This is a genomic window from Pseudomonas lini, assembly GCF_964063345.1.
Taxonomy (GTDB): domain Bacteria; phylum Pseudomonadota; class Gammaproteobacteria; order Pseudomonadales; family Pseudomonadaceae; genus Aquipseudomonas; species Aquipseudomonas lini_B.
The window spans coordinates 6407549-6425327 of record NZ_OZ061318.1; the positions used below are offsets into that span (position 1 = coordinate 6407549).

The following is a 17779-nucleotide window of genomic DNA, read 5'->3' on the forward strand; positions in this document are numbered from 1 at the left end:
GCTCCTGTGGTCAGTTGCGCGGTGGCGGCTGCAAGTCCATCGGCGCGGCATTATCCGGGCGACCGCGAATCAGTGATTCCGGATGCCGGCCCAGGTAATCCGAGAGTTCACGCAGTGAGCGTGACATGCGTCCGAGTTCGTCCAGGGTCTGAGTCAGTTGTTCCCGTTGCGGCGAATCGTCGGCGAGGGTCGAACTGGCCGATTGCAAGGTCTTGCTGACGTCCGCCAGGGTGGTCTGCACGCCGGGCAGGGTCCTGGCGTTGAACTGTACGAGGCCCTTGCGCAGTTCGACGAGGTTGCTGTCGAGGTTGCCGGCGATGCGTTCGATGGGCAGCTGGTTGATCTTGTTGACCATGCCTTCCAGTTTTTCCTGCAACTGTTCGAGGCTGCCAGGAATGGTGGGGACAATGACGGGACGAGCGGTCGGGTCGAACACGACTTTCTCCGCTTTGGGGTAGAAGTCGAGCGCGATGTACAGCTGACCGGTCAACAGATTGCCGCTACGGGCCTGGGCCCGCAGGCCGTTTTCGATGAAGCTGCCCATGAGCTTTATGCTAGCGGCTTCGTCGTCAGGATTATGCTTCAAGGCCTCGAGCATTTTTGCATGAGCCTGGCCGAGACGTTGCGGGTAGATCACGATGCCTACATTGAGCGGAAAGCTGCGTTTTTTCGCGTCGAAATCCAGATTGATCGACACGACTTTGCCGAATTCCACGCCGAGAAATTCCACCGGTGCATCGATCTTGAGCCCACGCAAGGCCTGATCGAAACGCAGGCTCAAGTACTGCCCCTTACCGTGGGGCGGGGCGAGGGCGGTTTGCGGATCCTCGAACAGGTCGAAGGTTTTATTCTCGCTGGCCGGCTGATCGTTGGGGCTGTATTCCGGTGCGCGAAACGCGATGCCACCCACCAACAAGGACGACAAGGACTCGGTACTCACCGCAAAACCGTTGGCGCCGACGTTCACATCAATTCCGCTGGCGTTCCAGAACCGGGTGTTCTCGGTGATGTAGACGTCATTGGGCGAGTGCACGAAGATTTCGATGTTCACCCCTTTGCCGTCGGCATCGAGCGCATACGCGACCACTTGCCCGACCGGGATCTTGCGGTAGTAGACGGGGGAACCGATATCCAGCGAACCGAGGTCCTGAGTGTGCAACATGAAGCGCTTGCCCGGTTCGCCATAGGTAATGGGCGGAGGGTTTTCCAGCCCCGTGAAGTGTTTGGAACGGGCATTGGCCTGGCCGATGTCGGCGCCGATGTAGTCGCCCGACAGCAGGGTATCGATGCCCGAGACGCCGCCAGCACCAATGCGCGGTCGCACGACCCAGAATTGCGAATCTTCGCGGGTGAAGCTTTCAGCCTGTTTGTCGAGTTTGATCGTGGCGTTAACGCTTTTTTGATCGTCGCTCAGCTTCACTTCCGAGACATGGCCGATGACCACGTTGCGATACTTGACCTCGGTCTTGTTGGCCGTAAGGCCGCTACCGGTCTTGAACGTGACGGTGATGGTCGGACCTTCCTGCATCACGTTGTGTATCACCAGGGAGATCCCCACCAGCACCGCAACGATCGGCACGATCCACACCAGCGAAACGCTGAAGCGACGGGTCTTGATAGTGGCCTGGCCGGGGGCTTGCGGCCCGTCAGTGGCTTGCGACTTCATCCGTGAGCTCCTCGTTTGGTGGGTTATGCCGCTGGTTATCCCGCTCTTTATCCCAAATCAGCCGCGGATCGAAACTCATGGCAGACAGCATGGTGAACACCACCACCAGACCAAAAAACAGAATACCCAGGCGCGGTTCGATATCGCCCAGGGCCTGGAATTTCACCAACGCTGCGACCAGCGCGACAACAATCACGTCGAGCATCGACCAGTAGCCGATCAGCTCGACGAAACGGTAAAGCTTCGAACGTTCCTTGCGCGCCCAAAGGCTGCCGCGTTGCACGGTAATCAGCAGCAGGGAGAGGGCGACGAACTTGATGCCCGGTACCGCGATGCTGGCGATGAAAATGATCAGGGCAATGTCCCACGCACCGTGTGCCCAGAACTCCAGCACACCGCTCATGATGGTGCTGTCGGACCCGTTGCCGAACAGACTGGTGTTCATCACCGGCAGCAGATTGGCCGGGATATAGAACACCAGTGAGGCCAGCAGATAGGCCCAGGTACGGGTCAGTGAGTTGGCTTTGCGGGCATGCAGTGGCGCGCCACAGCGTGGGCATTCGTGAGGGTTGTCGGTTATGTCGCAGGCCAGGCCGCAACTGTGGCACAGGCACAGGTTGAGTTCGCTGGCGTGCGGTGGGCTGTTCATAAAATGTCCCACAGTTCACGGACATCGCGCCCAGCGATGCGAATCAACAGCAGGCTGAGAACGGCCAGGGCAAACAGGCCGATGCCGGGTATGACATCCAGCAACCCTGCGAGTTTGAACACCGCGACCATTGCGCCCAGCAGACAGACTTCGAGCATGCTCCAGGGCCTGAGGGTTTCCAGCCAGCGCATGCACACTTTGAAACCGGGCGAGCGCCGATGCCCGAGGGCGAAGCTCAGGACCCAGATCAGCAACACCAGTTGAAAAAGCGGCGCGATGATGATGGATATCGCCGCCACCAGCGCAATAAAGGTGATCGGCCCCTGGCTCAACGCCAATACCGAGTCCCACAGCGTGGCACTGTTTTTCAGGCCCTTCATGCTGATGCTCATGACGGGATAGAAATTGGCGAAAATCCATAGCATCGTTGCCGTGAAGGCCAAGGCCAGACGCTGCTCCACCGACAGTCCGTTATAACGCTGGAGCACGCCGCCGCAGCAGGTGCACAGGGCTTTTTGATGTTTGGCGAGCGTGACTTTTTCATACACGCAGTCGCAGTGCTCGCAAATGATCAGTTGGTCAGTCGTAGCCATAGGCCGCACTCGCCAGGAACAGGAAAGTCAGAGCACTCCCTCAATATAGAAGTGACTTGCGATTGAGCAAATTAAAAGACTGATCAAGGATGCACTGGACCCATCATGATCAGATGGGCACTTGTGGCGAGGGGGCTTGCCCCCGTTGGGTCGCGAAGCGGCCCCAAAATGTTGTCAGCGCATTCCGTCAGGCATACCGCATATAGAAATATCGACGACTGCTGCGCAGCCGAACGGGGGCAAGCCCCCTCGCCACAGGTATGCGTAAAACCGTTGCCACGAATCTCAGCCGAGCAATTCGCGCAGGCGATACCAGAACATGCCGAGGGCCAGCAGCGGCGAGCGCAGGACTCGGCCACCGGGGAAGGTCATGTGCGGCACAGCGCTGAAAACGTCCAGCCCCTTGCTGTGCCCGGCATGAATCGCTTCAGCCAGCAACCGCGCGCACCAGTGGGTCACGTTCAGCCCATGACCGGAATAACCCTGGGCGTAGAACACGTTCGGGTACTGGCTCAAGCGTCCGGCCTGAGGGAAGCGGTTGGCGGTGATGCCAATCTTGCCGCCCCATTGATAGTCGATGCGCACGTCCGCCAATTGCGGGAAGACCTTGAGCATTTTTGGTCGCATATAAGCGCCAATGTCCGCCGGCTCGCGCCCGGAATAATGGCAGGCACCACCGAACAACAAACGTCGATCCGCCGAGAGCCGGTAGTAATCGAGGCCGACTTTCTGGTCGCACAACGCCAGGTTCTGCGGGATCAATTGGGCGGCAACCTCAGGTGCCAAAGGCTCGGTGGCGATGATGTAACTGCCCGCTGGTAAAACCTTGCCACTGAGGCGTGGTTCGAGTTCCTCCAGGTGCGCGTTGCAGGCCAGCACCAGACTGCCGGCGCGCACCGTGCCGCCCGCGCAGCGAACCTGCACGGTGCTGCCGTGAATCAACTCCAGCACCGGGTTTTGCTCGAATATTCGCACCCCGAGGGATTCGGCAAGGCGCGCTTCGCCAAGCACCAGATTCAGCGGATGCAAATGCCCCGAACCCATGTCGATCAGGCCGCCGGCATAAACATCGGAGCCCACCACTTGTTGGCGGATCTGCTCGGGGCCGACAAGTCGGGTCTCATGGGGGTAACCCAGTTCGGCGAGGCTTTGCAGTTCAGTCTTGAACGCTGCGAACTGCGCCGCGGTGTTGGCCAGCTCGCAGAAGCCCCAACGCAGGTCGCAATCGATCCCATGCTCGCGGATGCGGTTGCCCACCAACTCCACTGACTCGATGCCTGCACGCTCCAAATAGCGCACGCCGTCCTGACCGACATATCGGGCGAAACCGCTGACGTCGTGGCCGATGCCGCGAATCAGCTGCCCGCCGTTACGCCCGCTGGCGCCCCAGCCGATCCGCCGTCCTTCCAGCAGAATCACCGAAAGCCCACGCTGCGCCAGTTCAATCGCGGTGTTGACCCCGGTAAAACCGCCGCCCACCACGCAGACATCGGCCTCAAGATCCGAGTCCAGCGTGGGGTAGGGTGTCATGCCCTTCGCCGATGCAGCGTAATAGGAATGAGCGTGTTCGTTGTCGTACTGATTCATTGGTTGGACTTCACTTTGCTCCAGGAGCGGGTCATCAGACGCATGATCGGCTGGGGCGGGGTGGTGGAGATGTAGAGTTTGTCGAGGACTTCCTGAGGAGGATAGACCTCTGGATTATTGACCAGCTCCGGGTCCATGTATTGTTTGGCCGCCGGGTTCGGATTGGCGTAACCGACCGAGGCGCTGACCTTGGCGATTACCTGTGGATCCAGCAGGTTGTTGACGAACGAGTGCGCCTCTTTCGGGTTGCTGGCGTCGGCAGGAATCGCCAACAGGTCGAACCACAGATTGCTGCCTTCCTTCGGGATCGAGTAGGCGATGTTCACGCCATTCTTCGCTTCCTTGGCGCGGTTCGCCGCCTGGAACACATCGCCCGAATAGCCGAACGCGACGCAGATGTCACCGTTGGCCAGGTCCGACACGTACTTGGATGAATGGAAATAGGTGATGTAAGGCCGGAGGGTCATCAGCTTGGCTTCGGCCTTTTTAAAGTCCGCGGGATTTTCGCTGCGTGGGTCCATGCCCATGTAGTTCAAGACTGCCGGGAACACTTCATCCGCCGAATCCATCATCGACACGCCGCACTGGCTGAGCTTCTTCAGGTTCTCCGGTTCGAAGAACACCGCCCAGGAATCGATGTGGTCGATGCCCAGCACTTGCTTGACCTTGTCGACGTTGTAGCCAATGCCGTTGGTGCCCCACAGGTACGGCACCGAATGTTCATTACCCGGATCGTTTTTTTCCAGCAAGGCCAGCAGTTTCGGGTCTAGGTTTTTCCAGTTAGGCAGCTGCGAGCGATCCAGTTTGAGGAACGCGCCGGCCTTCACCTGGCGCGCGAGGAAATGGTTGGAGGGCACCACCACGTCATAACCCGTGCGGCCGGCGAGCAGTTTGCCCTCCAGGGTTTCGTTGGAATCGAATACGTCGTAGATCACCTTGGTCCCGGTTTTTGCCTGGAAGTCGGCGAGGGTGGTCTCGCCGATGTAATCGGTCCAGTTGTAGACGCTCACGCTTGACTGAGCTTGCGCAGTGGCGCTGAACAGCAACGTCAGCGCGACCGGAACCACGGATTTCATTAGACGCATATCGACACCTCTTCTAATTATTGGTTTTTTGTGGGAGCGGGCTTGCCCGCGATAGCGGTCTGTCAGTCAACGATGATGTCGAATGTGCAGGCCTCTTCGCGGGCAAGCCCGCTCCCACAGGGAATCAGACGCTGAGCAGCAGGAACTCACGCTCCCAGGAGCTGATCACGCGCTTGAAGTTTTCGTGTTCGGCGCGTTTGACCGCGACATAACCCCGGACGAATTTGCTGCCCAGATAGCGCTCGATGGTTTCGCACTCTTCCATGCGCGTCAGTGCGTCCTCGATGGTGATCGGCAGGCGAAGATTGCGCCGCTCGTAGGCACGGCCCTGCACTGCGGCGCTCGGTTCGACCTTTTCGATCATCCCCAGATAACCGCACAGCAGGCTCGCAGCAATCGCCAGATAAGGGTTGGCGTCGGCGCCCGGCAAGCGGTTTTCCACGCGCATGGCGTCCGGGGTGGAGGTCGGTACGCGCAGGCCGACGGTGCGGTTTTCTTCGCCCCATTCAACGTTGACCGGCGCCGAGGTGTCCGGCAGGAAGCGGCGGAACGAATTGACGTTGGGCGCAAACATCGGCAGCACTTTGGGAATGTACTTTTGCAAGCCGCCGATGTGGTGCAGGAACAGCTCGCTCATCTGCCCGTCGGCATCGGCGAAAATCGGCTGGCCAGTGGCGATGTCCACCACGCTTTGATGGATATGCATGGCGCTGCCGGGTTCGTCGCCGATGGGTTTGGCCATGAAGGTCGCAGTGACATTGTGCTTGAGTGCCGCTTCGCGCAGGGTGCGTTTGAACACGGTGATCTGGTCCGCCAGATCGAGCGCGTCGCCGTGACGGAAGTTGATTTCCATCTGCGCCGGGCCGTCCTCATGGATCAGCGTGTCGAGGTCCAGGCCCTGGAGTTCGCACCAGTCGTAGACGTCTTCAAACAGTGGGTCGAACTCGTTGGCGGCGTCGATGGAAAACGACTGACGACCGCTTTCCGCACGGCCCGAGCGTCCCAGTGGCGCCTTGAGCGGCAAGTCCGGGTCTTCGCAGCGCTGGGTCAGGTAGAACTCCATTTCCGGGGCGACAATCGGTTTCCAGCCTTTGTCGGTGTAGAGTTTCAGGACTTTTTTCAGCACGTTGCGTGGCGACAGTTCGATGGGATTGCCGAACTTGTCGAACGTGTCGTGGATCACGATGGCAGTCGGCTCGATGGCCCATGGAATGACGTAAACCGCGTCGGCGACGGGCTTGCAGACCATGTCGATGTCAGCCGGATCGAGCAGGTCGTAGTAGATGTCGTCGTCGACAAAGTCCCCGGTTACCGTTTGCAACAGCACACTTTCCGGCAGGCGCATGCCTCGCTCATGCAGGAACTTGTTGGTGGGTGCAATCTTGCCGCGAGCAATGCCGGTCAAGTCGCTGACCACACACTCGACCTCGGTAATCTTGTGATCTTTCAGCCACGTGAGCAGCTGATCGAAAGGGACATTCATAAAGACCTCGTTGTTGGTTTTATTGACGCCGGGGAAAGCGGCTTCATCCACCGAACACTTCCCCTGTAGCGCGTTGACGACTATCTTGGGTGAGCCTTGCCGTTCCATCTATCCACTTTAAACAGCACAAAGCGCACCAAAAGAGTGCGTAAGGCGCCCCATGACAGCGTGCAATCCGTTACAGGTCCAAGCGTTCAACACCGCCGACGTGGCCGAGCAAATCCGCGCCACACCGGGTTGGGTGCAGCACTATCAGCAGATGTCCCCGGGGCATTTCGCCGGGCGGGTGCGCTATCTGGACTTGCAAGGCGTAGAGATTTACGAGGAACAGATGAACACCCGGGTCGAGCAGAACTTCAGCGCTCCGGAAGGCGCGCTGGCGTTCTGTTTCGATCGCAATGACAACTCGCTGTATGTGTTGAATGGTGAAAGCCGCAATATCTGGATCACCCCGGAGAACTACCAGGAAATCGCCGTGGTGTTCGGTCCGGAGTTCGTTCAGCGGCATGGCCTGGACGTGGCGCGGCTCGAAGGCTTGTTCATGTCGCCGCTCAATTCAGGCCAGAACGCGCTGTTCAGCCGCTGGTTGAGCGGGACGTTGACGCGGCTGACGCAGACGCTGGATCCGCCGAGCAAAGAGGCGTTGACCCAGCAATTATTGGAGGACTGTTTGTACATCCTCGATAACGCCTGTGTGTGCCTTGATCGCGCAGGTTTGCAGCGTCGGGCGCAAGAGCGAACGATCATGAAGTGCGTCGCCGAATGGGCCGCCGATACACCGGAAGAAACCCTCAATTTGCTGGAGCTATCCCAGGTGGCCGGGGTTTCGCTGCGCCAGTTGCAGCATGCGTTCAAGGCGTATACCGCAATGACACCCACGCATTGGTTGCGCTTGCGTCGGCTCAACAGCGCGCGCCGCGAATTGCTCAAACGAACGGCTGGGGAAACGACGGTCGCGCAAGTGGCGATGGATGGGTCGTTCTGGCATTTGGGGCGGTTTTCCAGCAGTTATCGAGCGTTGTTCCAGGAACTTCCCAGTCAAACGCTGGCCCGCAAACACAGTGGACCGTGTCGGAGATCATCATGAGTCGGATATCGTCTTTCAGCCTGTGTGCCGTCATGTTGATGGTCTACACGCAGGTTCAGGCCGAAACGGTCGTGCCCTTGAACGGGCAGAACTCGCAACAAATCCAGCTGGACATCAATGATTGCAGCAACGTCACGGCGAGCCAGAGCACCTCAAGCCCGCCAGCCTCGGAGGGTGCTGCGGTGGATGCTACGCAGGTACCAGGTCGTCAACATGACGAGTTTTATGAGCCGGTCAAGGACGATGTGAAACAGCACGATCACGGCTGCCTGCAAGGGCGGGGTTATCAGGTCACTCCGTGAGCTGAGTGACGGCTGGATTACGCTGCCGCTGATCGAGTAGATGAACCATCAGCAAGGCATAGAGCGTGAGCGCGATAAACAATCCCATGCGCACGACGAAGGCGGTATAGACATCCTTGCCGGCGAGGCTGTCCTGAACCGACTGGCCCAGCAGGATGATCAGCGTGATCAGGCTGTTGAGCCAGAACCCCGGGGTTTGTCGGGTCGGGCTCAGGGCATAGAGCTTGCGGGCCAACAGCAAGCCGAACAGGAGCATCCACAGAAAGAACATCCACAGGTGCACAAACAGGCTGAGCGCGCACCAGAACATAATAGCCAACAGCCCCCCCATGAAAGTCGAACCGAGCAATTCGTGACCAGCGCTTCGCGCCGTTGTCGTCGAACTCTGTTGGCCAAGGCTGACCGCTTTCAAAATGATTGGCAGATAGCTGGGGTCAATCAGCGCCAACAGAAATGCCGGCATAACGATCAAGGTGGCACGCAGTGCAACCCGGCTCACTTCCTGCGCCGGCAGAGCGCTGGCGGCGGGTGGGGAGGGTGCATTGGCCGGTTCGGGGAACAACCAGTGACTGAACGCCACGACGATGACGGCAAGGATCAAGCCCAAGACCAAGGCACCAATGACCATCATCGCCAGATCGAACTCGGCGACGCCGGCCGAGGAAATCATGGTCAGGCCAATGATCAGGAAGGTCATGATCAAGGTGTTGCCGCCGCGCAGGCCAAAGCCAAATGCCAGGAACAGACTGACTCCGATTAGCAGCACGCCGGTAATCGGGTAATAACGCAGGATCGGAATCAACAATAGGCCGACGCCGGTGGTTAACATCGCAGCGACCGCAAGCACCAGCCCGGCCTTGAACGGCAAAGGCCGATTGAGCGAGGCCAATAGCAACACGGCGAGCACTGGCGAAATAAAGGGAATCGGCAGCGCCAGGCCGAAGCTGATGGCCAGGCATAGCGCCGTGCCCGTGGCGAGACGCAACGCCCGTTGAACACGGGGCGTGCGCTGAGTAGGCACGCCCTTAATAGGCATAGCTCAGCCAGCTCATTAGCCCTACAAACAGACGCCCAAGCGGGTTCAGTGGGTTGCCTTGGGTAGGAAACGCCATGACTTCAGCCTGCCCACCGGCACGGATGGCGCGACTGTCGAACAGCGTTTTCCTTGAGTCCTCGGAAAACTCGATGATCACCGGAAAACGCTGGGCCGGACGCAGCCAGTCACGACTGTTCTGTACGCTGGGGAGGCTGCCGGGCGCAGTGCTCTGACCGACGCTGACGCCATAGCCGACGCTGCGCACACGGCCCTCGAAAACCTTTCCCGGCAGGGCATCCAGAACGATCGAAACAGGGGTGTCGACCTCGACCAGACCGAGGTTGTTTTCGGTCATGTCCGCGCTGATCCACACATCGTGGATGGCAATCAGGGTCATGACCGGGCTGCCGGCAGTGGCGAACTGTCCGACATCGGTGCGCAGATCGGTGACAAGTCCCGCTGACCGCGCACGAATCTGCGTGTTGGACAAGTCCAGCTCGGCTTTTGACAACGCCGTGGCTGCGCTACGTAACAGCGCGTTGTCTTCCTCGCTGCCGCCTTCCTGTTCCCGTGCCCGCTGAACTTCGGCACGGGCTGCGGCGACCTGACTGACGGCCTGTTCACGGCTGGCCCGAGAGACTTCGAGCAGGCGCACGGAAATGGTACCCCGGTCTTCGCGGTACAAGCCTTCAAGGCGTTCGTTATCCTGCCGAGCCCTGAGTTCGTTGGCCTGGGCCGCTCGCAACGAGGCCTGCGCGGAGGCAATACCGGCAGTGCTGGCACCGATCTGGCGGCGGGTAGACTCCAGGTCGGCACGTGCGCGGTCGACGGCGATTTGATAGGGCTGCTGATACACCTCAAACAGCACATCGCCCGCCTTGACGTCTTGATTATTGCGCACATTCACGCTGACTACCCGGCCGGCCACTTCGGATGCCACCGGAATGACAAAGGCTCCCACCCGAGCCTGTTGCGTATACGGCGTGAAGCGGTCAGCCAACAAATACCAGGCCAGGCTCAATACGATCAGCAGCATCACCCATTTGATGCCCTTTTTTGCGGGATCGGCAGCAGGCTCGGGCGCCTTGGGGGAGGGCGCCTCAGTGACGGGCGGAGACGGTTCAGTCATCGGCTTGGACCTTCTGGCACGGGATAGGAGGCTTGTGAAGGGGCCGGCTCATTCAGCAGGTTGCCCCAGTCGGTGCGTTGTTCCATTTGCTGACGAGTGTTTTGATCGACTGTCGGCTGCGCGCTGTACCACCCACCGCCAAGGGCTTTGTACAGGGCGATCAGGTTGCTCACGGCATTGCTGCGGCTGAGCAGGTAATTGTCCTGCTGTTCGAGCAATGCGCGTTGAGCATCCAGCACGCGCTGGAAGTCCGAGTAACCTTCCCGGTATTGAGTGTTGGCCAGGCTCAACGAACGCTTGGCGGCGACCTGCGCTTCACCCAGGATGCGCTCGCGTTCCAGTGATTTGATCAGGCTGCTGGCGGCATCATCGGCCTCTCGTGCGGCCTGGCGGACTTTATCGCGGTAAACCTCAATCAGCTGCTGCAACCGCGCATCCTGTACACGCACGTTGTTGCTGATCTGGCCGTGGTCAAACAGGTTCCAGCGCAAACTGGGGCCGCCGATCAGGTCCAGGCTGTTGGAGGTGCCGCTCAACGTATCGGTGGTCCAGACAATACTGCCCAGCAAGGTCAGCGACGGGTAGAAGTCGGTTTGCGCCACACCGATCAGCGCCGACTGGGCGGCGACATTGAACTCGGCGGCGCGCACGTCCGGACGACGCAACAACAGGCTGGCCGGCACATCTTGCAGTACGGCTCGGTCCACCAGCGGGATCAGCCCCTGGTTTTCGAGCAATTGGGGCAGGGCGCTGGGTGGCCGGCCGATCAGCACGGCCAACGCGTTGCGGGTGCGCAGTACTTGGGCCTCAAAATCCGGAATGCTGCTCAAGGTGCCCAGGTATTGGGTCTTGGCTTGTTGCAAGTCGAGTTCGGCGCTCTGGCCACTGTTGAACAGTTTTTCGGTGATCTCAAAGTTGCGCTTTTGCTGTTCGGCGTTTTCTCGGGCGACGCGTAAACGTGCTTCGGTGGTGCGCAACGAAAAGTAGGTGTCGGCCACCTGAGCACGCAGCAATACGAGTACGTCTTCATAGTTGGCTTGAGCCGCGAAATAACTGGCATCGGACGATTCGATGGCTCGACTGAAGCGTCCCCAGAAGTCCAGTTCCCAACCGACGTCAAAACCCGCGCTGTGTTGCCAGAAGTGGCTGTCTTGTGGGTTGTTGCCGCCGGATTGCTTGCGGTTGAAGTACAGGCTGTCGGCGCTGGCCTGTTGCAGTTGCGGATAGCGTCCGCTTTGCGCAATACCCAACCGGGCACGGGCTTCCATGACGCGAAGGCCGGCGATTTTCAGGTCTGAATTGTGCGCATCCGATTCGGCGATCAGGGCGTCGAGGACCGGGTCGACGAACACTTGCCACCACTGGCGAAGGTCGGGATTCACGCTTCGTTGGCTGGCCTGCTCAAGCGCGGGGCTGCTCCAGAGTTTTGTCCAGGCCTCGCCGGGGGCTTGAAAATCCGGCCCCAGACGGACACAGCCGCCAAGGCCAAGGGCGACCAGCAGAAGCAGCCGACCCGAACAGGTCAGCATTGCTGCACTGCAAGTAGGTCACGGGAAAACGTCATCCTAGCGTCCCCAATATTGAATGCCCTGGTTATTGGGCTTGAGCCAATGCCGATAAGTTAAGAGCTTTAGTTATGCAAATCCTGTGGGCGCGTGGCTTGCCCGCGAAGAATGCACCGCGGTTTTTCAGGTACTACGCGTCATCGTTCTTCGCGGGCAAGCCACGCTCCCACAGGTTCTGCGTCTTAGGGCTTGAACCGGTTCGCTTAGGTTAGTACAGCTCGGACAAATACGAGGTCATGTTGAATGATCAAGGGATCGACCAACTGCTACGCTTCTGAAGATCTATCAATTGCGGCCAGAAAAGAAGGTTAAGAAGACCATGAGCAACCCTCAGGATGACAATGCACCTAGTTCCGCTGGTTGGCGCTTCAAACTGGGCATCGCGATTATCTGTTTGATGCTGGGATCGTGGCTGATGGTGCCTCTCGCTGCCGCAGCGGATGTGCCGGGCTCAAAGATCGCGGCACTGACAGGTGTTTTGTTTATCAGTAACAAGATTCTGTTGATTCTCGCCATTGCCGTTATGGGGAAATCCGGTTTTCAGCAACTCAAACGCAGCATGTTTGGTTACGTCTCCAAGCTTGCACCGGCAGACGTGGAAGTAGGCCCGGCTCGCCATAGAATTGGCCTGGTGATGTTTTGCCTGCCGCTGATCTCGGGATTTCTCGAACCTTACATAGACACTCTTTGGCCGGGGCTGAGACCGAATCTCTGGCAGGCCCAGGCGCTGGGCGATGCCATGTTGATCGGCAGCTTTTTCGTACTGGGCGGGAATTTCTGGGACAAGGTTCGCGCCTTGTTTATTCGCACGGCAAAAGTCGTTCATACCAGTACGGTGTAAATCGCCTCTAGCGCGAAATAATCCCGTGATCGATGGCGTACTTTACGAGGGCCGCGGGTTTGTCGATGTTGAGCTTGCGACGAATGCTCAGGCGATGGGTTTCTACTGTCCGGACACTGATGTCCAGTTCGCGAGCCATTTCCTTGTTGTTCAGCCCCTGAGCCATTTTGTATAGCACTTGGCTTTCGCGCGGAGTGAGTTCGTTGTCGGTAGTTTTATCGGCGATGAGCCGCTGTGCGATCTCGGCACTGTAGAACGTCCCGCCACTGACAATGGCTTCGATCGCCGCGATGATTTCCCGTGAAGGCGCGTTCTTCAGCACATAGCCGCTGGCACCCGAGCGAACGGACTCACTCACGTATTCATAGTTGTCGTACATGCTCAGCACCAGCACTTTGAGCGACGGGTACTGACTGCGTAACAACCGGGTCAGCTCGAGGCCGTTGATGTCCTTCAGGCTGATGTCGACCAGCAACAGATCCGGCTGGCAGCGCCCGACCATCTCGATGGCATCGACGCCATTCTCGGCTTCTCCCACCACTTCCAGCTGCGCCATGACCGCCAGCAGCGATTTGATTCCGTCGCGGACCAGGGAGTGATCGTCGACCAGGGCGACGCGGATCGGGTAGGGCAGGTTCATCGCAGGCATTCACTCTAATTGTTATGGGGTGAGTCAGCGTTCTGTACCGGGCAGTTTCATCGGCAGCAGCACGTCCAACTCACTTCTTCCCGGCATCGATGTCAGGTCGAATCGACCGCCAAAATGCTCGACACGTTCACGGATATTGCGCAGGCCAATGCCGGCGTGACGACGTTCGACCTGGGCGACGTTGAAACCGACACCGTCGTCGACCACCGTCAAGCGTACGGACTTTTCAGAACCGTGCAGGGTAATGATGACGTTTTTTGCTTGTGCGTGGCGTTCGATGTTGGTCAGGCCTTCTTGCACGATGCGAAACAACGAGACGGCGGCGCCATCGACCAGATGACAGTCGAATTCGTTATCGTTGAAAGTCACGACAAGACCGCTGCGTTGTTCGAATTCTGCGGCGAGTTGACCGATTGCCGCTGGCAGGCCGAGGGTGTCGAGCAGCGACGAACGCAAGTCATGAGAGAGGCTGCGAACTTCGCCAATCGCGTCCCCGAGGCGCTGTGTGGCGTCTCTTAAAATGCCCAAACCCTTGTCTTGCCCATTTTCCAGCACATGGCTGGCCAGTTCGAACTGAAACTTGATAGACACCAGTAGCTGGCTGATGCCGTCGTGCAGCTCTCGGGAAACCCGTGACCGTTCTTCCTCCTGCAGGCTGACGATGCGTTGAGTCAGGCGCTGGAGTTTTTTGTCGGCCAGGCGATGTTCGCTGACGTTCAGCGTCATGCCGCCGGCGAACACAAACAGCACCGCCACAAGGGCCACCGCCGCAATCGCCCCCATGGTTTTACGGATGCCCTGAGCCACCTCGGCACGTGCTTGTTGCGTGGCGCGCTCAACGTCTTCTAGATAAATGCCAGTGCCGAGCATCCAGCCCCAGCGATCCAGCATCACCACGTAGGCGAGCTTGTCGGTCACTTGGCCGGAAGAGGGTTTGTTCCAGGCGTAACGTTGAAAGCCTTCGCCGGATTGCGCACTTTTGAGCAACGCCTGGATCACGGGTAAACCGTGTGGGTCGGTCATGTCCCAGAGGTATTTGCCCACCAGCTCTGACTGGCGCGCGTGCATCAGACTACGGCCCTCGCGGTCGTAGACGAAGAAGTAGCCGTTGATGCCAAAGCTGAGTTTGCGCAGTTCTTCCAGCACTTGTTGCTGCGCGCGCTCATCACCGCGCCCGTCGTCGTACAGCGGCGCAATCAGGCTTTGCGCCATTTCGACATAGTTTTTCAGCTCTGCGCGCTTGCTGGCCAGAATGCTGTCTTCGATCAGTTGCGCCTGTTGATCTCCCAGTTGGCGGTTCAGGGAAATCACCAGCGCGCAGATGACCGCGATCGCCAGCACCAGCGGCAGAATCCCGAGCGCGACGATTTTGTGTTTGAGCTGCATCTCTACTCCTGGCCAGACCGAGGGAAGGCGAAGGCCCGGCATCATATGCCAAAGATACGCGCCTCCAGTAGCAGTGCTGGACAGAATGACCTGCGGCCGCGATCAAATGCAGATCCTTGTGGGAGCGGGCTTGCCCGCGATAGCGGTCTGTCAGTCAACGGTTGATGTTGAATGTACTGGCCTCATCGCGGGCAAGCCCGCTCCCACAGGTTTTGTGTTTCAACAGTGATATCTACGTAGAACTACGTAGATACCGCGTACGTAGTAACGCGGATTTATTTGTCGACAGCATGGGCGGATATTGGGTCCGCTCCGCAATGCGGACACAATTATAATAATTACCGCCGCAGCCACAGGCTGTCGGCAGGAGACACGCTATGCCCCGTCTGGCTAAACACCTCGCCTGGTTTGCCGTGGCTGTCCTGGGAGCGTTTGCGCTGAGTGTCGTGGCCCTGCGCCGCGGCGAAGCCATCAATGCCCTCTGGATCGTAGTCGCAGCAGTCGCCATTTATCTCGTCGCATACCGCTATTACAGCCTGTTCATCGCCACCAAGGTGATGCAACTCGATCCCAATCGAGCCACTCCCGCCGTACTCAACAATGATGGTCTGGACTACGTGCCGACCAACAAACATGTGCTTTTTGGTCACCACTTCGCAGCCATCGCTGGCGCGGGGCCGCTTGTAGGCCCGGTCTTGGCGGCGCAGATGGGCTACCTGCCCGGTACGCTGTGGCTGATTGCCGGCGTCGTGCTGGCGGGTGCGGTTCAGGACTTCATGGTTCTGTTCATGTCCACCCGCCGCAATGGTCGTTCTTTGGGCGATATGGTCCGTGAAGAAATGGGCCGCATCCCCGGGACCATCGCGTTGTTTGGCTGCTTCCTGATCATGATCATCATCCTCGCGGTGCTGGCGCTGATCGTGGTCAAGGCTTTGGCCGAAAGCCCTTGGGGCATTTTCACGGTGATGGCGACCATCCCGATCGCGATGTTCATGGGCATTTACATGCGCTACATCCGCCCGGGTCGCATCGGTGAAATCTCGGTAATCGGCGTAGCGTTGCTGCTGGGTTCGATCTGGCTGGGCGGGCAGATTGCCGCTGACCCGGTCTGGGCCAAAGCCTTTACCTTCACCGGGCTCCAGATCACCTGGATGCTGATCGGCTACGGTTTCGTCGCGGCGGTACTGCCGGTGTGGCTGATCCTGGCGCCGCGTGACTACCTGTCGACCTTCCTCAAAATCGGCACCATCGTTGCGCTGGCGATCGGCATCCTGATCACCATGCCCGACCTGAAAATGCCGGCATTGACTCAGTTCATCGACGGCACCGGGCCGGTATGGAAGGGTGGGTTGTTCCCGTTCCTGTTCATCACCATTGCCTGTGGCGCGGTGTCCGGTTTCCACGCACTGATTGCTTCCGGCACCACGCCGAAGCTGCTCGCCAGTGAAGGCCATGCCCGTTACATCGGTTACGGCGGCATGCTGATGGAATCCTTCGTAGCCATCATGGCAATGGTGGCCGCTTCGGTGATCGAGCCAGGCGTGTACTTCGCCATGAACAGCCCCGCAGCCCTTGTAGGCTCCGATGCTGTTTCGGTGGCTCAGACCGTCAGCAGCTGGGGTTTTGCAATTACCCCGGAAGCGCTGCAAGCGGTGGCCAAGGACATCGGTGAAACCACCATCCTGGCCCGTGCCGGTGGTGCGCCGACCCTGGCGGTTGGTATCGCGCAGATCCTGCACCACGTTCTGCCGGGTGAAAACACCATGGCGTTCTGGTATCACTTCGCAATCCTGTTCGAAGCGCTGTTCATCCTGACCGCGGTGGATGCTGGCACCCGTGCCGGTCGTTTCATGCTGCAGGATTTGCTCGGCTCGTTCGTGCCGGCGCTCAAACGCACCGAATCCTGGACCGCCAACCTGATCGCCACCGCCGGTTGCGTGGCGATGTGGGGTTACCTGCTGTACCAAGGCGTGATCGATCCGCTGGGTGGCATCAACACCTTGTGGCCGCTGTTCGGCATCTCCAACCAGATGCTCGCCGGTATCGCGCTGATGCTGGCGACCGTTGTACTGATCAAAATGAAACGCCAACGCTACGTCTGGGTGACCATGCTGCCAGCCGTGTGGCTGCTGATCTGCACCACCACCGCAGGCTTCATCAAGTTGTTCGACGCCAACCCGGCGATCGGCTTCCTGGCACTGGCGAAGAAATACAGCGACGCGTTGGCCAACGGGCAGGTTCTGGCCCCGGCCAAGAGCATCGAGCAGATGCAGCACGTGATCTACAACGCCTACACCAACGCAACGCTGACCGTGCTGTTTTTGCTCGTGGTGTTCAGCATCCTGTTCTTTGCACTCAAGGTTGGCATTGCCGCCTGGGGCACCAAGGAACGTACGGATAAAGAAGCGCCGTTCCAGGCTTTGCCGGATGCTTGATGGAGGAGGGTGCCCATGTTCAATGACCTGAGTCGCCTTGGTAAATACCTGGGTCAGGCTGCACGCCTGATGGTCGGCATGCCTGACTACGACACTTACGTTGAGCACATGCAAACCAAACACCCGGACAAACCGGTGATGAGTTACGAGGTGTTCTTTCGCGAACGTCAGGAGGCTCGTTACGGCAGCAAGGCGGGACCGAAGTGCTGTTGATGCGAAACATTTAAGCGGCATTTTGCTTTAGGAGCCCGGCCTGCCGGCGATAGCGATCTTCGAGACGCTATCG

16 protein-coding genes are annotated in these 17779 nt (G+C 59.0%); 5 read left to right on the plus strand and 11 right to left on the minus strand.

What is annotated here, in order from left to right; translation table 11 throughout:
- Window positions 1-10: 10 nt before the first annotated feature.
- The 6 genes from AB3226_RS29100 to AB3226_RS29125 all read right to left on the minus strand — a co-directional run bounded on the left by AB3226_RS29100 (window position 11) and on the right by AB3226_RS29125 (window position 7063).
- Window positions 11-1666 (minus strand): intermembrane transport protein PqiB, encoded by a 1656-nt coding sequence (locus tag AB3226_RS29100; RefSeq protein ID WP_367375604.1) that lies wholly within the window; start codon window positions 1664-1666, stop codon window positions 11-13.
- On the minus strand, window positions 1647-2315 hold the full coding sequence (locus tag AB3226_RS29105) for a paraquat-inducible protein A (RefSeq protein WP_367375605.1): 669 nt from the start codon (window positions 2313-2315) through the stop codon (window positions 1647-1649). Before AB3226_RS29105 ends, AB3226_RS29100 begins: the two co-directional genes overlap by 20 nt.
- Window positions 2312-2908, minus strand: a complete 597-nt coding sequence (locus AB3226_RS29110; protein ID WP_367375606.1) for a paraquat-inducible protein A — start codon at window positions 2906-2908, stop codon at window positions 2312-2314. The genes AB3226_RS29105 and AB3226_RS29110 overlap by 4 nt, the downstream gene beginning before the upstream one ends.
- Window positions 2909-3193: 285 nt before the next feature.
- Window positions 3194-4495 carry an NAD(P)/FAD-dependent oxidoreductase gene (locus tag AB3226_RS29115; protein ID WP_367375607.1) on the minus strand — a complete coding sequence of 434 codons (1302 nt, stop codon included), beginning with the start codon at window positions 4493-4495 and terminating at the stop codon, window positions 3194-3196.
- Window positions 4492-5580, minus strand: coding sequence for a polyamine ABC transporter substrate-binding protein (locus AB3226_RS29120; RefSeq protein ID WP_367375608.1), 1089 nt, complete (start codon window positions 5578-5580; stop codon window positions 4492-4494). The genes AB3226_RS29115 and AB3226_RS29120 overlap by 4 nt, the downstream gene beginning before the upstream one ends.
- A gap of 124 nt (window positions 5581-5704) precedes the next feature.
- Window positions 5705-7063, minus strand: coding sequence for a glutamine synthetase family protein (locus AB3226_RS29125; protein WP_367375609.1), 1359 nt, complete (start codon window positions 7061-7063; stop codon window positions 5705-5707).
- 160 nt (window positions 7064-7223) lie between these two features.
- Here AB3226_RS29125 and AB3226_RS29130 point away from each other — a divergent pair, with 160 nt between their 5' ends.
- Window positions 7224-8150, plus strand: a complete 927-nt coding sequence (locus AB3226_RS29130) for a helix-turn-helix domain-containing protein (protein ID WP_367375610.1) — start codon at window positions 7224-7226, stop codon at window positions 8148-8150.
- Entirely contained in the window at window positions 8147-8452 is a 306-nt protein-coding gene (locus tag AB3226_RS29135) for a hypothetical protein (protein WP_367375611.1), read from the plus strand. Before AB3226_RS29130 ends, AB3226_RS29135 begins: the two co-directional genes overlap by 4 nt.
- Here AB3226_RS29135 and AB3226_RS29140 read toward each other — a convergent pair.
- From AB3226_RS29140 to AB3226_RS29150, 3 genes are read right to left on the minus strand one after another with little or no spacing between them, the layout of a single operon-like run.
- Entirely contained in the window at window positions 8442-9488 is a 1047-nt protein-coding gene (locus AB3226_RS29140) for a DUF2955 domain-containing protein (protein ID WP_367375612.1), read from the minus strand. The genes AB3226_RS29135 and AB3226_RS29140 overlap by 11 nt on opposite strands.
- A complete protein-coding gene (locus tag AB3226_RS29145; protein ID WP_367375613.1) occupies window positions 9478-10617 on the minus strand; it encodes an HlyD family secretion protein in 1140 nt (379 codons plus the stop codon). Before AB3226_RS29145 ends, AB3226_RS29140 begins: the two co-directional genes overlap by 11 nt.
- A complete protein-coding gene (locus AB3226_RS29150) occupies window positions 10614-12146 on the minus strand; it encodes an efflux transporter outer membrane subunit (RefSeq protein ID WP_367375614.1) in 1533 nt (510 codons plus the stop codon). The genes AB3226_RS29145 and AB3226_RS29150 overlap by 4 nt, the downstream gene beginning before the upstream one ends.
- A gap of 355 nt (window positions 12147-12501) precedes the next feature.
- Between AB3226_RS29150 and AB3226_RS29155 the strand changes: the two genes are divergently transcribed.
- Window positions 12502-13023, plus strand: a complete 522-nt coding sequence (locus AB3226_RS29155) for a transporter suffix domain-containing protein (protein ID WP_367375615.1) — start codon at window positions 12502-12504, stop codon at window positions 13021-13023.
- Between the two features lie 7 nt (window positions 13024-13030).
- Here the strand turns inward: AB3226_RS29155 and AB3226_RS29160 are convergent, their stop codons facing one another.
- Entirely contained in the window at window positions 13031-13663 is a 633-nt protein-coding gene (locus tag AB3226_RS29160) for a response regulator (protein WP_367375616.1), read from the minus strand.
- A gap of 33 nt (window positions 13664-13696) precedes the next feature.
- Window positions 13697-15058 (minus strand): cache domain-containing protein, encoded by a 1362-nt coding sequence (locus AB3226_RS29165; protein ID WP_367375617.1) that lies wholly within the window; start codon window positions 15056-15058, stop codon window positions 13697-13699.
- 377 nt (window positions 15059-15435) lie between these two features.
- Here AB3226_RS29165 and AB3226_RS29170 point away from each other — a divergent pair, with 377 nt between their 5' ends.
- A complete protein-coding gene (locus AB3226_RS29170; RefSeq protein WP_367375618.1) occupies window positions 15436-17493 on the plus strand; it encodes a carbon starvation CstA family protein in 2058 nt (685 codons plus the stop codon).
- A gap of 15 nt (window positions 17494-17508) precedes the next feature.
- The gene (locus tag AB3226_RS29175) at window positions 17509-17706 is read left to right on the plus strand and encodes a YbdD/YjiX family protein (protein ID WP_007900300.1); all 198 of its coding nucleotides are present in this window, start codon (window positions 17509-17511) and stop codon (window positions 17704-17706) included.
- The last annotated feature ends 73 nt before the right edge of the window (window positions 17707-17779 follow it).